Annotated in this window: 12 protein-coding genes; 6 read left to right on the top strand and 6 right to left on the bottom strand. The window is 60.0% G+C overall.

Translation table 11 applies throughout. The features are described 5' to 3' along the window. Window positions 1-38: 38 nt before the first annotated feature. From ACZ5C3_RS23575 to ACZ5C3_RS23565, 3 genes are all read right to left on the bottom strand, one after another. Entirely contained in the window at window positions 39-920 is an 882-nt protein-coding gene (locus ACZ5C3_RS23575) for an aldo/keto reductase (RefSeq protein ID WP_464033511.1), read from the bottom strand. Then, the gene (locus ACZ5C3_RS23570) at window positions 910-1,476 is read right to left on the bottom strand and encodes a type 1 glutamine amidotransferase domain-containing protein (protein ID WP_464033509.1); all 567 of its coding nucleotides are present in this window, start codon (window positions 1,474-1,476) and stop codon (window positions 910-912) included. Before ACZ5C3_RS23570 ends, ACZ5C3_RS23575 begins: the two co-directional genes overlap by 11 nt. Window positions 1,477-1,588: 112 nt before the next feature. Further along, on the bottom strand, window positions 1,589-2,800 hold the full coding sequence (locus tag ACZ5C3_RS23565) for an alkene reductase (protein WP_464033507.1): 1,212 nt from the start codon (window positions 2,798-2,800) through the stop codon (window positions 1,589-1,591). A 156-nt stretch (window positions 2,801-2,956) separates the two neighbouring features. On the opposite strand from ACZ5C3_RS23565, the gene ACZ5C3_RS23560 reads away from it, so the two are divergent. After that, on the top strand, window positions 2,957-3,235 hold the full coding sequence (locus ACZ5C3_RS23560; RefSeq protein WP_464033505.1) for a hypothetical protein: 279 nt from the start codon (window positions 2,957-2,959) through the stop codon (window positions 3,233-3,235). Here ACZ5C3_RS23560 and ACZ5C3_RS23555 read toward each other — a convergent pair. After that, window positions 3,211-3,966 carry a TMEM175 family protein gene (locus ACZ5C3_RS23555; protein ID WP_464033503.1) on the bottom strand — a complete coding sequence of 252 codons (756 nt, stop codon included), beginning with the start codon at window positions 3,964-3,966 and terminating at the stop codon, window positions 3,211-3,213. The genes ACZ5C3_RS23560 and ACZ5C3_RS23555 overlap by 25 nt on opposite strands. 156 nt (window positions 3,967-4,122) lie before the next feature. On the opposite strand from ACZ5C3_RS23555, the gene ACZ5C3_RS23550 reads away from it, so the two are divergent. The 3 genes from ACZ5C3_RS23550 to ACZ5C3_RS23540 all read left to right on the top strand — a co-directional run bounded on the left by ACZ5C3_RS23550 (window position 4,123) and on the right by ACZ5C3_RS23540 (window position 6,864). Then, window positions 4,123-4,470 carry a hypothetical protein gene (locus ACZ5C3_RS23550; protein WP_464033501.1) on the top strand — a complete coding sequence of 116 codons (348 nt, stop codon included), beginning with the start codon at window positions 4,123-4,125 and terminating at the stop codon, window positions 4,468-4,470. A gap of 132 nt (window positions 4,471-4,602) precedes the next feature. Continuing rightward, window positions 4,603-5,640: an LLM class flavin-dependent oxidoreductase gene (locus tag ACZ5C3_RS23545; protein WP_464038415.1), complete on the top strand. Its 1,038-nt coding sequence runs from the start codon at window positions 4,603-4,605 to the stop codon at window positions 5,638-5,640. Window positions 5,641-6,240: 600 nt separating this feature from the next. After that, on the top strand, window positions 6,241-6,864 hold the full coding sequence (locus tag ACZ5C3_RS23540) for a helix-turn-helix domain-containing protein (protein WP_464044316.1): 624 nt from the start codon (window positions 6,241-6,243) through the stop codon (window positions 6,862-6,864). 23 nt (window positions 6,865-6,887) lie between these two features. Here the strand turns inward: ACZ5C3_RS23540 and ACZ5C3_RS23535 are convergent, their stop codons facing one another. Both ACZ5C3_RS23535 and clpB read right to left on the bottom strand, forming a co-directional pair. Beyond that, window positions 6,888-8,267 carry a LuxR C-terminal-related transcriptional regulator gene (locus ACZ5C3_RS23535; protein WP_464044315.1) on the bottom strand — a complete coding sequence of 460 codons (1,380 nt, stop codon included), beginning with the start codon at window positions 8,265-8,267 and terminating at the stop codon, window positions 6,888-6,890. Between the two features lie 437 nt (window positions 8,268-8,704). Beyond that, entirely contained in the window at window positions 8,705-11,344 is a 2,640-nt protein-coding gene (gene clpB, locus ACZ5C3_RS23530; RefSeq protein ID WP_464033494.1) for an ATP-dependent chaperone ClpB, read from the bottom strand. 744 nt (window positions 11,345-12,088) lie between these two features. Between clpB and ACZ5C3_RS23525 the strand changes: the two genes are divergently transcribed. Beyond that, a complete protein-coding gene (locus ACZ5C3_RS23525) occupies window positions 12,089-12,208 on the top strand; it encodes a hypothetical protein (protein WP_464033492.1) in 120 nt (39 codons plus the stop codon). A 26-nt stretch (window positions 12,209-12,234) separates the two neighbouring features. Continuing rightward, window positions 12,235-12,372 (top strand): helix-turn-helix domain-containing protein, encoded by a 138-nt coding sequence (locus ACZ5C3_RS23520; protein ID WP_464038414.1) that lies wholly within the window; start codon window positions 12,235-12,237, stop codon window positions 12,370-12,372. Window positions 12,373-12,800: the final 428 nt, after the last annotated feature.

Below are 12,800 nucleotides of genomic sequence, written 5' to 3'. Positions count from 1 at the left end.
CCCAAGATCACGGTTCTCTGACGATGCTGGTTTGACCGTCAAATCATCGGCAGCCCGCGGCGACGCGGACCACGCGGAAAGGCGGCATCGATCCGCGCGATCTCGGCCTGCGACAACTGTATATCGGACGCGCCGGCATTTTCTTCGACATGCTCGACGCTGGAAGCTTTGGGGGTCGCGAAGACCGAAGGCCGTCGCGTCAGAAATGCAAGCGCGATCTGGCGCGTGGTCGCATCATGCTCCTTCGCGATATCCGCAAGCAGGCGGCCGCCCGGTGTGTGATTGCTTGGAAAATCGCCGTGCCCGAATGGACTATACGCTGTGACGGCGAGACGGTGCTGCTCGCACCAGGGTAACACGGCATGTTCGATCGCGCGTTCCTGCAAATGATAGAGCACCTGATTGCAGACAATGCTCGATTCGTCGGCAATCCCCCATGCCTCTTCAAGATCCGGCACGTCGAAGTTGCTCACGCCATAGGAGAGGATTTTGCCCTCCTCACGAAGCCCCTGGAAAGCCGCAAACGTGTCCTCCAGCGGATGCGGCCCGCGCCAGTGCAGCAGGTAGCAATCCAGCCAGTCGGTCTTGAGGTGGGTGAGCGATCTCTCGCAAGCGATCTTCGTCCCCAGTCGGGAGGCATTCTGTGGCAGCACCTTGGAGACCAGGAATACCTCATCGCGCCGGCCCGCAATGGCGTCGCCGACCAGTTCCTCGGCGGCGCCGGCGCCATACATCTCCGCGGTGTCGATGTGATTCATTCCGAGATCAATGCCTCGTCGCAAGGCGGCGATCGCGGAGGCGGGCTCGCCTTCCTCGATGTACCAGGTCCCCTGGCCGATGATGCTGACCTCGCGCTGCAGCGGACCGAACCGCCGCTTTCGGACGCTGGTCCGCGGACTGCGCTTGGCATTATGCGGCATGACGTTGCCGACGTGCACCGCTGAACAGCTTGATCGTTTCCCGGTTGAATGCCGGGATATCATCGGGACTACGGCTCGTGACCAAGCCCCTGTCCACGACTGCTTCCTGGTCCACCCAGTCCGCGCCGGCGTTCTTGAGGTCGGTTTTGAGCGAGGGCCATGAGGTCATGTGTCGGCCGCGCGCCGCGCCGGTCTCGATCACGGTCCAGGGACCATGGCAGATCGCTGCAACCGGTTTTCCGGCATCGAAGAACGCCTTCGCAAAGGCAACTGCATTTGGCTCAATGCGAAGCGAGTCCGGGTTGATAACGCCGCCCGGCAACAGCAGCGCGTCGAAATCTTCCGGCTTGGCCTGATCGAGCTCCACATCGACCGGCAACTCTATGCTCCAGTCCGTGAAATTCCACGCCCGTACGCGTTGATGTTTGGGCGATACGATCTTGGTCGTGGCGCCGGCTTCGTCCAGAGCTTTGCGTGGCTCGGTGAGTTCGACCTGCTCGAAGCCGTCGGTGACCAGGATGGCCACATTGAGTCCTTTAAGGGTGTCTTCTGCCATGATCTAGCTCCTTTCTGATCCTGGTTAAGTGAGCGCCTCTTCCCGGTGTAGTGAGCGCAAATTTGCGGGTGCAGTGGCGCAAGCTCCCGCGATCGCGAGCAAGTGTCGCGGCTCACCGCCAGCGCTGGTCGACACAGGCCTTCGGTTGTTCGCCGCGATCCTGTGCCAGAGATGGATAGTCTGTGTATCCCTTCTCGCCGCCGCCGTAATACGTCGTAGGATCGTCGGCATTGAAGGGCGCGCCGACGCGCAACCGCTCGGGTAGATCGGGATTGGCGATGAACTTGCGGCCGAAAGCGATCAAGTCTGCCTTGCCTTCGCGAAGCCACTGCGCCGCGGTGTCGGGCTGGAAGCCGCCCGCCACCATCAGGGTTCCCTTGAATTTCTTCCGGATCGTCTCGACCATGGCGAGCGCCCGCGGATCCGGAGCTTTGCCACTTTGCATCTGTTCCAGCGCCGGATTGACGATATGTAGATAGGCAAAGCGGTAGTCGCTGAGGCGCTCGGCGATATAGCCAAAGGTCGCTTCCGGTTGGTCGTCGTGGATGTCGTTCATCTTGCCCATCGGCGACAGCCGTACGCCGATGCGATCGGGCCCCCAGATCCTTATCAAGGCCTCGGCGACCTCGAACAATAATCGCGTCCTGTTCTCGACCGGGCCGCCATAGGTGTCGGTGCGCCGGTTGGTGCTGGTCTCGATGAACTGATCAAGCAGATAGCCGTTGGCGGCGTGGATCTCGACGCCATCGAAATCGGCGGCCCGGGCGTTTATCGCCGCCCGTTCATATTGCGCCACAATGTAGGGCATCTCTTCAATGTTGAGCGCGCGCGGCCGTACGAACGGCACGAGCTCGCCTTCGCCGCGCTCGTTCTCGATGAAGGCTTTGCCCTCTGGAATAATGGCGGAGGGAGCGACGGGGAGCATATTGTCGGGCTGCAGGGCAGGGTGCGAGATGCGCCCGACGTGCCAAAGCTGATTGAAGATCAATCCGTCCGCCTGATGCACGGCTTGGGTGACCCGATGCCATGCCTCGAACTGTTCACGGCTGTAGATGCCCGGCGTCCAGGCGTAACCCTGGCCCTGCATCGAAACCTGCGTCGCTTCGCTCACGATCAACGCTGCTGATGCGCGCTGAGCGTAGTAGCAGGCGGCAAGGGAGCTTGGCACGTTGCCCGGCTGGCGTGCGCGCGAGCGCGTTAGCGGCGCCATGACGATGCGATGCCGCAGGTTGAAGGGCCCAAGTCGGTACGGCACGAAAAGCACGTCCGTATTCGGCGCCTGAGCGGCACGGGGGGTCCGCGCAATCGTGGTTGCGTCGTTCATATTCGCTCCTGCAAAGAGAGGCGTTGGCCCCTGGATCATCCATGTGAAAATATTAGGAGAGAAGCGATCCGCCTCAATTGACTGCCGTCAATGCGGAGCACGATTAGAATTTCCCTAATGGGCCGGCGGTTGTAAGGTTCGTTTGTGAGGGCGATCGTGACAGAAGATGTGACCAAATTGAACGCGACCGACACCATCACCCTGACTGAGGGCTATGACGCGATGCGGATCTTTCTCGAAACGATTTCGCTGCGGCTTGGCAAGACCGACGAGGAGATCGATCTCATCGTGGCGGGCTTGAAATGGGCAGACGGTGCGCCCGTCGATCCGGCGATGTGGCAGGACTGGCTGGCGGCGGTGCGAATTACATGCAGCGGGCGGGGCGGTGAGACCGAACCGCCGACAGGTCGCTATTCGGGGCGCAACCTTTTCTGATCGTCTTTCGAAAAAGCGTGGCGATGGGCTCTTCCGAACTGCAGGCGAAGCCGTGTTTCCGTCAAACCCTCGCTGGTGATCCCGTAGAAGACCGGCAATGCCAGGAAGATCAGCATGGCCAGTTTCGGGGTCGATAGCCAGCCGGCCAGGCCCGCTACGGCGTACAAGATAACGCCGAGCGCGGCGCGGACGCGTTCCTTTGGAAAAAAGTCCGGATCGACATCCTCCTCCACGAGGTATGGATGTACGCTCAGAACGTGAAACACGACGAGCCACGCCAGGCACATCGACCCGGCAATGCCTGCATAGAGGGTCACTGCCACCCTGGCATCGAATTCGTTGCCGCTCTGGATGGCTGCGGACAGGATCGCCGTCGGAAACGGAATCAGCGCCGACGTCAATAGGAGGAAGAGGTTAGCCAGATGAAGACTGCGGTCGCAGTAGCGGACCCTTGCGAATATCGCGCGATGATTGAGCCAGATAACCCCGGCGTAGCAAAATGACGCAAGGAACGCGATATAGCTGGTCCATTGCGCGGTCAGCTTCTCCATCAGCTGGCCCGACGCATATTCCGGCCGTACGATTTCCGCCACCAGCAGCGTGATAGTAATCGAGAGCACACTGTCGCTGAACGTCTCCAGCCGATCGGTTTCTGACAAGCGGACGTGCGGCCATGGCGAATCCTGTTGGGGCTTGGCGGCCCGGCGGGTTTCCTGTTTGGTGGTGCTCATTGGATCTACAGGCGAGGCAAATTCGCTTGATTGCCATGACGGGCGTCAATTTGACTGTTCATGATTGGCCGGGAACAGCCGTATCACCCCTGCGCAAATTGATGCGGGACTGGGGCTGCTGGAATGGGGGCATGTCCTGATCGGATTTGCCGCCGCTTGCGTCTTCGCCTGGGCGCTGGAATTACGGTTGTAATTGATAGTCATCAAGGCCGCGGGGCGGCGACTCCGTCAATATTTTCGATAGGCCGGATCTCTGCGGCGGTAGGCGCGGTCGAACAACTTCTCGTCGATCTCGATGCGGTTGTTCCCGGTCTCGTCAGCGACGTCGATGGCAGCGTAATATTTTCAGCTTCCGACGATGCCGAGACCTACAGTGTTGTCGACGAAGTTGCGCGGCGCGCGCTGTCTATCGGGCGAGGGTGCTGGGCACGGCGGGAGGAATTGCCGGACCGCGCGTCCCTGACAGCCATCTTCCGCTACGACTTTGGCTTGATCCGGTCGTGACAACAGCATTTCTTTCGGCACGGGGTACGCGGGCCGCAGAACATACTTGCTAACGGGACGAAGCTTGATCGCATCGGGGTGTGTGCCCGCGATCTTTTGGCCCGCGAGATTGTCTGAAAATTGGAGATGCCGGTGATTCCCTTCTCGGTCCTGGACTTGTCGCCGATTGATCAGGGCAGCGATGCTGCCCAGGCCTTCCGCAATTCGCTCGATCTGGCGCAACACGCCGAACGCTGGAATTACAAGCGGTTCTGGCTTGCTGAGCATCACAATATGCCCGGCATCGCCAGCGCCGCGACCGCGGTGGTGATTGGCTTTATTGCCGGCGGCACCAGGACCATTCGCGTTGGATCGGGCGGCGTGATGTTGCCAAACCATGCGCCGCTGGTCATTGCAGAGCAATTCGGCACGCTGGAATCGCTTTACCGGGGCCGCATCGATCTCGGGCTCGGCCGCGCACCCGGCACCGATCAGCATACCGCGCGCGCATTACGCCGGGATCTGGCCACGACCGCTGAGAATTTTCCCCATGATGTCATGGAATTGCAGGCCCTGCTGGGACCGCTGCAACCCGACCAGATGGTGCGGGCTGTGCCAGGTGCGGGATTGCGGGTCCCGATCTGGCTGCTGGGATCGAGCACCTTCAGTGCGCAGCTCGCTGCGATGCTCGGTTTGCCGTTTGCGTTCGCGTCGCATTTTGCCCCTTCGGAGCTGATGCGGGCGCTTGATGTGTATCGCGCCCGCTTCCAGCCGTCGAAACAGCTTTCCGAGCCTTACGCGATGGTTGGCGTCAATGTCTTCGCTGCCGATACCGATGCCGAGGCCCGGCGCCTCATCACATCGCTGCAACAACAGTTCGTTAGTCTGCGGCGCGGCACGCCCGGACCCTTGCCGCCGCCGGTCGACAACATGGATGAACTCTGGTCCCCGATGGAGCGGACGGGTGTCGAGGAGGCGCTGGCCTATTCCGTGGTGGGGGCTCCCGACGCCGTCGAGCGGGGGCTTGAAGCATTCATCGCCGAGACCGGTGCAAACGAATTGATGTTGACGGCGCAAATTTACGACCACACGGCGAGGCTCCGCTCTTTCGAAATCGCGGCCGAAATACACCGCCGTATAGAGGTCCGTCAGCCTAAATCCTTGCTGCGATCGGATGCTTCCATCGCCTGAATATCCCTGACCAGGCAGCGCAGAAATCCGCCTTGAGGTCCACGATCAGCCGCGCCCGCGCCAGATCGGCTTTTGAAAATTGAAATGTCTTTTTGCTGGCTACCGGTACCAGCCACTCCGCTTTGATCCAGGCATTCAATGTCCGGCTATCGACGTGCGATCGACCGACGAAGTCCTAGATTTCCATCATCACACTCCATCGTTTGCCGCGGACTGTATTCCACCGGCTTGCCGCCGCGCGGCGAATGCTTCGAGTTTCGGATCCGGCTTTTCCGGAAGTGTCATGCCAGCAACTGCATCCGTGTTTAGCACGTGCCTTGGCTTATCAACGGGTTGCCGGGCGCAGGCGGGATTTTCGGCAAGATCCGCTGGCGGAATCGACTGGTAGTGCAACGCCGTTGCAGCTCATCGAACCGGGCGCTGACATCGATGTCCGGGCGGTCGAATCCTGCAACCAGCAGATCATCGGCAGCATCGATGAGGGCCTTCCGTGAATGAAAGACGCTCGTCACCTCGCATGCACATCCGGTCTATCTTCTGACGACCCAAGACCATGCAGCAGATTACTATCGGCGGATACTTTCGGCGCAGCCCCATGGTTTGAAGCGCCTCGATTCCGCTGCCGCGATTATGCACTGCCATTGCAAACAGGAAATTCTCAATAGCTCGGGTCCCGCGGGCCACTGGTATGGTGTTATTGTTCGCGCGGTTCGACGCTGCACAATCCGTTCCGACGGTCGGCGACAGATCCTCGATTTGATGCTACCGCAGGACGTGTTCTTCGTCTCCGACAGCAAGAGGGACGAGACGATCGAAGCGGCAGTCGAGGAGACCGTGCTGGCAAGCTATCCCGGTGCACCGATCGAACAGATGGCAGAACGCGACCCGATGTTCGCGCGCGAGCTCCGCGCGCTGGCGCTTGAGTCTCTGACGCGTTCCCAGAACCAACTCCAGATCGTCGGGGGCACCACTGCGCTCGAGAAGGTCGGCTCTTTTCTGCTTTCGCTCGATGGACGCGGGTCCGAAAGGAGGGGACAAGTGGAATTGCCGGTGTCCCGCTATGACATCGCCGATTATCTCGCCGTCTCGGTCGAGACCGTGTGCCGAGTCATTACCGATTTGCAGCATCGCGGCGTTATTGCCTTGGCAGGCCCGCGAACGGTCAAGATTTTGAACCGGGGCGTCCTGGAAGACCTTTTCGGCGAACGCGCTAAAGTGGCGTGAGCCGATCATGGCGGGTTGCGCCCCTATCGTTTGTCGCTGGCTGCTGAGACGTTCAGCCTCGCCAGCATGCCGACGCGGATAGCCTCGGCGAGTTGCCGCACGCCAAGCCGCTCCATCATGCGGGCCCGGTGAACCTCAACCGTGCGCACGCTGATCCCGAGATGGTACGCGATCAACTTGTTGGGGCGGCCGGACAACAGTTGGTCAAGAACTTCCAGGCCGCGTGGACTGAGGGTTGCGATCCGCCGGACGGCCTCGCCGATTTCGCGGTCGCGATCGAGTTGGGTTTCTCGGTTGTACGCCGCCTCGATTGATCGAACCGCCGTAAGCGGCTGGCTTAGTTCGGGCGCAAGGGCGGCGGCCACCTGACTAGCGGCCGTGAGGCGGGCTGCCCGCGACAGTTCATTCTGCAACCTCTGCAAGCGCAAATTGGCCTGCGAGCGTTCAAGTCTCTCCGCGACGAGACCTTCGTTGGCGTGTGCCAATTCAAATGTTTGTTCTGCAACACGGCGTTCCAGACTCTCATTCAAGTTACGCAGCGCGGCCTCCGAATCCTTATGTTCGGTGAGATCGCGGCTCACGGTTGCAACGTTCATCGGCTGTCCGGTGCGCGGATCATCGATCCTGAAGCAATCGACCAGGAAGGGTATCGGTATTCCAGATCCAAAATGCCTGAGGTCGAACTCTCCCTTCCACCGCCCCGTGCGAAGCACCAGGGGCCAGATCTCGCGCTGAACCATGGTACGGTCCTGGGGCGAAATGAAATCGAGCACGCGAAGCCGCAAGGCATGGGCGACGGTGTCAAGTCCAACCAATTCAAGACCTGCCGGATTAATATATTGAATCTGACCGTTGAGAGACGCGATGCCAATGAAATCGGTTGTCCGCTGCACGATCGCCGTGAACCCTCGTTTCTCGGCATCTCCCAGCCACTGGCGAAAGGCGATCGCCGTCTGATTGGCCCCGGTATTCAGCAGCAGCTTTTCGGTTCTGGTTGGAAAGGTGGCGCGAAAACAGCCTGCGGCAAGTGTGGCATAGCCACCGAACCCGATTGGGGCGGTCGCCACGTGCAGATTTCCGCCGCTCGATGCGTCGCCAAAGACAAATTCCTGTCCGCTGCCGAGCAGCGCACTGTTCCGCTGCAGCATTGTGCGCACATGCTTGAGGCTTTCGTTCGTCAGCTTGTTGCGCGCTAGTTCGCTGATCAGCTGATTGCCCTCGCCGCGAAGTGCTATGAAAACAAAATCGGCGTCCAGTATTGAGATCAGTGCAGCGACGATGCTGCCGCCGATCTGGCGCGTGTCATAATTCTGCCACCCTGCCGGGAGTGCTGAGAGCGCGACCAGATCGCGGATGCAACGTCGCAACTCATTGGAGTTTGTGGGCGGCTCCCTCCACGGCATTGCTTGCGCCTCGAGTTAGTTTTGGGCTGCCCGAAAGAATTGGATACCTATATTGGGATGTTGGCAACGCCAAACTGGCTTTGGTCGCAACGGAGTGTTCGCGCCAAAAATCGGCTACTGCTGAGAGGCGCAATTTGAAGGTGAGCATGTAATGCAGGGTCGATCAGAGATGCGGCGGTCTTTGGCGTCGGCGATATCGCGGTCGCGATTGTGATGGGTCTCTCGCAAACGCCACCTCGATCGATCCGCGCAAGGCATGATCGCTGTAAGTCTTCTCAAGGAAGTCGGTTACACCCGGCTTTTATCCGCGAACGGCCGTTTGGATATCCTCGCGGTGCTAGATCCGAGTGAGGACGATGACATGGAAGCCGGTCCCGTCGCCAATTAGATCTGATATTCCCGGCGCAGCGCGTTGCGCGGCGTCCGAGGCAGGCAATTCAGTGTAATCTCCGTTTTGGCGCCGGCGTCTCGAACTGCGCGATCTCAGCGGTCTGCGGCGCCTTGCCGTTGAAAGTCAGCAGGTTGCCTTCGACCGAAATCACGACGCGATCGCCGTCCTTGACGTCGCCGGCGAGGATCATTTCTGCCAGCGGATCCTGCAGATTGCGCTGGATCACCCGCTTCAGCGGCCTGGCGCCATAGGCGGGATCCCAGCCTTTGGCGGCGAGCCAGTCGCGCGCCGCGCCATCGAGCGTGAGCGTGATCTTGCGCTCTTCCAGCAGCTTCTGCAGCCGGGAGAACTGGATCTCGACGATCCGGCCCATCTCGCTCTTCTGCAGGCGGTGGAACAGGATGATCTCGTCGACGCGGTTCAGGAACTCGGGACGGAAGTGTGCGCGCACCGTGCCCATCACCTGCTCGCGCACCGCCGAAGTGTCCTCGCCCTCCGGCTGATTGACTAGGAATTCAGAGCCGAGATTCGAGGTCATGATGATCAACGTGTTGCGGAAATCGACGGTGCGGCCTTGACCGTCGGTCAGCCGGCCGTCGTCGAGCACCTGCAGCAGCACGTTGAAGACGTCGGGATGGGCCTTTTCGATCTCGTCGAACAGCACCACCTGATACGGACGACGCCGCACCGCCTCGGTCAGTGCCCCACCCTCGTCATAACCGACATAGCCCGGAGGGGCACCGATCAGCCGCGCGACCGAATGCTTTTCCATGTATTCGGACATATCCATGCGAACGAGCGCAGTCTCGTCGTCGAACAGATATTCGGCGAGCGCCTTCGTCAGCTCGGTCTTGCCGACGCCAGTCGGGCCAAGGAACATGAACGAGCCCATCGGGCGGTTCGGGTCTTGCAAGCCCGCGCGCGAACGGCGTACCGCGGTTGCCACCGCATGCACGGCTTCGGCCTGGCCGACGACGCGTCGGCTTAAGCTGTCTTCCATGCGAAGCAGCTTGTCCTTCTCGCCTTCCAGCATCTTGTCGATGGGGACGCCGGTCCAGCGCGATACTACCTGTGCGATGTGATTGGCGGTGACCGCCTCCTCCATCATCTCGCCGGCGTTTTCCTTGGCCTCGATCTCGGAAAGCTTCTTCTCAAGCTCAGGAATCCGGCCATAGGCCAGCTCGCCCGCGCGCTGGTACTCGCCGCGGCGTTGCGCGTTGGCGAGTTCGATACGCAAGGCGTCGAGTTCGCTCTTCAGCTTCTGCGCGCTCGATAGCTTGCTCTTCTCGGCGCTCCAGCGCGCTGTCAGAGCCGCTGACTTTTCTTCGAGATCGGCGAGTTCCTTCTCCAGCGCCTGCAGGCGGCTTTTCGAGCCCGCGTCGCTTTCCTTTTTCAACGCTTCTTGCTCGATCTTCAGCCGGATGATTTCCCGATCCAGCGAATCCAGCTCTTCCGGCTTGGAATCGACCTGCATCTTCAGCCGCGCGGCGGCCTCGTCCATCAGGTCGATCGCCTTGTCCGGCAGGAACCGGTCGGTGATATAGCGGTTCGACAGCGTGGTTGCCGCGACCAGCGCGGAATCGGTGATGCGCACGCCGTGATGAAGCTCATATTTGTCCTTCAGGCCGCGCAGAATCGAGATGGTGTCCTCCACCGTCGGCTCGGAGACGAAGATCGGCTGGAACCGGCGCGCCAACGCGGCGTCTTTTTCGACGTGCTTGCGATACTCGTCGAGCGTGGTCGCACCGATGCAATGCAATTCGCCCCGCGCCAGCGCGGGCTTGAGCAGATTGGACGCATCCATCGCGCCGTCACCCTTGCCAGCGCCGATCAACGTGTGCATCTCGTCGATGAACAGGATGATGCCGCCCTCGGCCGAAGTGACTTCCTGCAGCACGGCTTTCAGCCGCTCCTCGAATTCGCCGCGATATTTCGCGCCCGCGATCAGCGAGCCCATATCCAGCGATAGCAGTTTCTTGTCCTGTAGGCTCTCTGGCACGTCGCCATTGAGTATCCGCAACGCCAGGCCTTCGACGATCGCGGTTTTGCCGACGCCGGGCTCACCGATCAGGACGGGATTGTTCTTGGTGCGGCGGGACAGCACCTGGATAGTGCGGCGGATTTCCTCGTCGCGTCCGATCACCGGATCAAGCTTGCCGTCGCGCGCCGCCTGGGTCAGGTCGCGCGCATATTTCTTCAGCGCGTCATAGGCATTTTCGGCCGTCGCCGAGTCCGCTGTACGGCCCTTGCGCAGCGCCTCGATCGCCGCATTCAGATTTTGCGGCGTGACGCCGCCCTTGCTGAGGATTGTGGCCGCCTCGCTGCCTTTCTCAAGCGCTAGGCCCAGCAGCAACCGCTCCACCGTGACAAAACTGTCGCCGGCCTTCTCGGCGGCTTTTTCCGCAGCGTCGAACGCCCGCGCCAGCTCGGGCGCTAGATAGACTTGGCCGGCACCGCCTCCCGACACTTTCGGCAGCTTGTTGAGCGCGTCCTCGGTGGCTTTGAGTATCGCACGCGAATTGCCCCCGGCGCGGTCAATCAGACCGCCGGCAAGACCCTCGCTGTCGTCCAACAGGACTTTAAGCATATGCAGTGGCGAGAATTGCTGATGGCCATCGCGCATTGCCAGCGATTGCGCCGACTGGATAAAGCCGCGCGCACGCTCGGTGTATTTCTCAATATTCATGAATCATTCCCTCAGCCTGCCGCTCCGCCCGGGCGCGATCAGCAAAAGTAGAAACCGGTTTTGCGTCCGATCGCGCTCCAAATTTAAAGGAGCGCATGATCTGGTTGCTTACCGCCTACACTTGAGCGGCCTCGTGCGCGAGGCACGGATAGACCATCTTCATTGGGTTTCCTCGAGGCCGCATTGACAATCCTCAATCGGCGAGGCGGCTTTCGTCGCCGACGCTGGCGCGGGCTTGGGGGTTCCAGGAACGGAAGAGGCAGTTGCCGGGGAAACTCATAAGACGCCGGATGTCCTCCATCCAGCCAGTGCAGATCACCAACAGCTATCGCTATCCCGTCAAAGCCTCTCCTCGCAACCGCCGCGGAGTGTCGCGCTGGCAGGCAACTCATCGAGTTCGACGACCGCATCTCGGTGTGGACCCGTAGCACTGATCAGATCGATGAAGTCAGCCTAACACTTGAACTCCTTCAGCTTTGCGCGGCATCAAAGCCTTGCTGGAGGGTTGCGGCGCACCTCAAGGCGAGGAGGTCGAGCGCATCTAATTATCGCGCGCAAACCGGTGGTGCGGATCTCAAGCATATGGGTGTCGTGTCGGAACTAAGGGCTGTTATTCTTGTCACGGTGGTGAGAACACCACTGAGGGAAGATAAGCGAGTACCAATCTAAACTGATAAACAGGTCCCCGTTGCGCCATTTCGGATAACCAGATCGAAAGCATGTGGCTTCCGATCGATCACAGAATTGATCGACACGACGACGCCAAGAGGCCGCCTTGTCCTTCATCGCGCGGGCGCTCTGACAGAGTTCGAGCGTAGCATCATTGGGAAAGAACAATTGCGGACTAGCGGCAGCGAAAGCTAGGCGGCGGGGTGGCCCTTCCTCAAGCTATGTCAGATCGGGACATCACTGTTGCCAAAGCGCTGATCCGTGATGGCAACCGTACAATCAAAGAGATAGCCGATCGGATCGGCGTTTCGGATGCGACTCTTTACAAATATATCCCTCATCTTCGTAATGCGGCTTAAAGAGCAAATGAGCGCTATGTTTGACGAATCAGATTTGGTTCGTTGAACAGTCTTGCGTATTCGCTTAAAGCCCTTTGCAGACAAACCAGGTGCCTTCCCAATACGCATCACTGCCCGAGTTAGCCCTGTCGCTCCATTGCAGTGGAAAGCAGCTTGAGAAAGTAACTCAACCAGCGAGTATCGCGCTCGAAGCTCCCTGTAAGCGCCATTACTTTGTCGCGATAATCGGTGTCAGCTATATCGGAATAACCAACGCAAGCTCGACGGGCCTTGCCACCTGTCTTCGTTGGGCGGCAACACCGTTAGCACAATTTAAAAAAAATCTTGACGGCCGTATCAAATGATCCCGCTGTTTAGTGCAGCTTTCTCAGACCTGTGTTCGACTAGCGCCTGATCGAGAAATGTCGACCGAGGAAGGATATGCTGAC

The organism is Afipia dichlorophenoxyacetatis, assembly GCF_055386385.1.
This window is presented reverse-complemented; position numbering and strand designations above follow the sequence as displayed.

Excerpts from the sequence above, each read along its gene's own strand:
- clpB (WP_464033494.1), bottom strand. The coding sequence starts at position 11,344 with ATGAATATTGAGAAATACACCGAGCGTGCGCGCGGCTTTATCCAGTCG.
- ACZ5C3_RS23575 (WP_464033511.1), bottom strand. The coding sequence starts at position 920 with ATGCCGCATAATGCCAAGCGCAGTCCGCGGACCAGCGTCCGAAAGCGG.
- ACZ5C3_RS23535 (WP_464044315.1), bottom strand. The coding sequence starts at position 8,267 with ATGCCGTGGAGGGAGCCGCCCACAAACTCCAATGAGTTGCGACGTTGC.
- ACZ5C3_RS23555 (WP_464033503.1), bottom strand. The coding sequence starts at position 3,966 with ATGAGCACCACCAAACAGGAAACCCGCCGGGCCGCCAAGCCCCAACAG.
- ACZ5C3_RS23520 (WP_464038414.1), top strand. The coding sequence starts at position 12,235 with ATGTCAGATCGGGACATCACTGTTGCCAAAGCGCTGATCCGTGATGGC.
- ACZ5C3_RS23570 (WP_464033509.1), bottom strand. The coding sequence starts at position 1,476 with ATGGCAGAAGACACCCTTAAAGGACTCAATGTGGCCATCCTGGTCACC.
- ACZ5C3_RS23565 (WP_464033507.1), bottom strand. The coding sequence starts at position 2,800 with ATGAACGACGCAACCACGATTGCGCGGACCCCCCGTGCCGCTCAGGCG.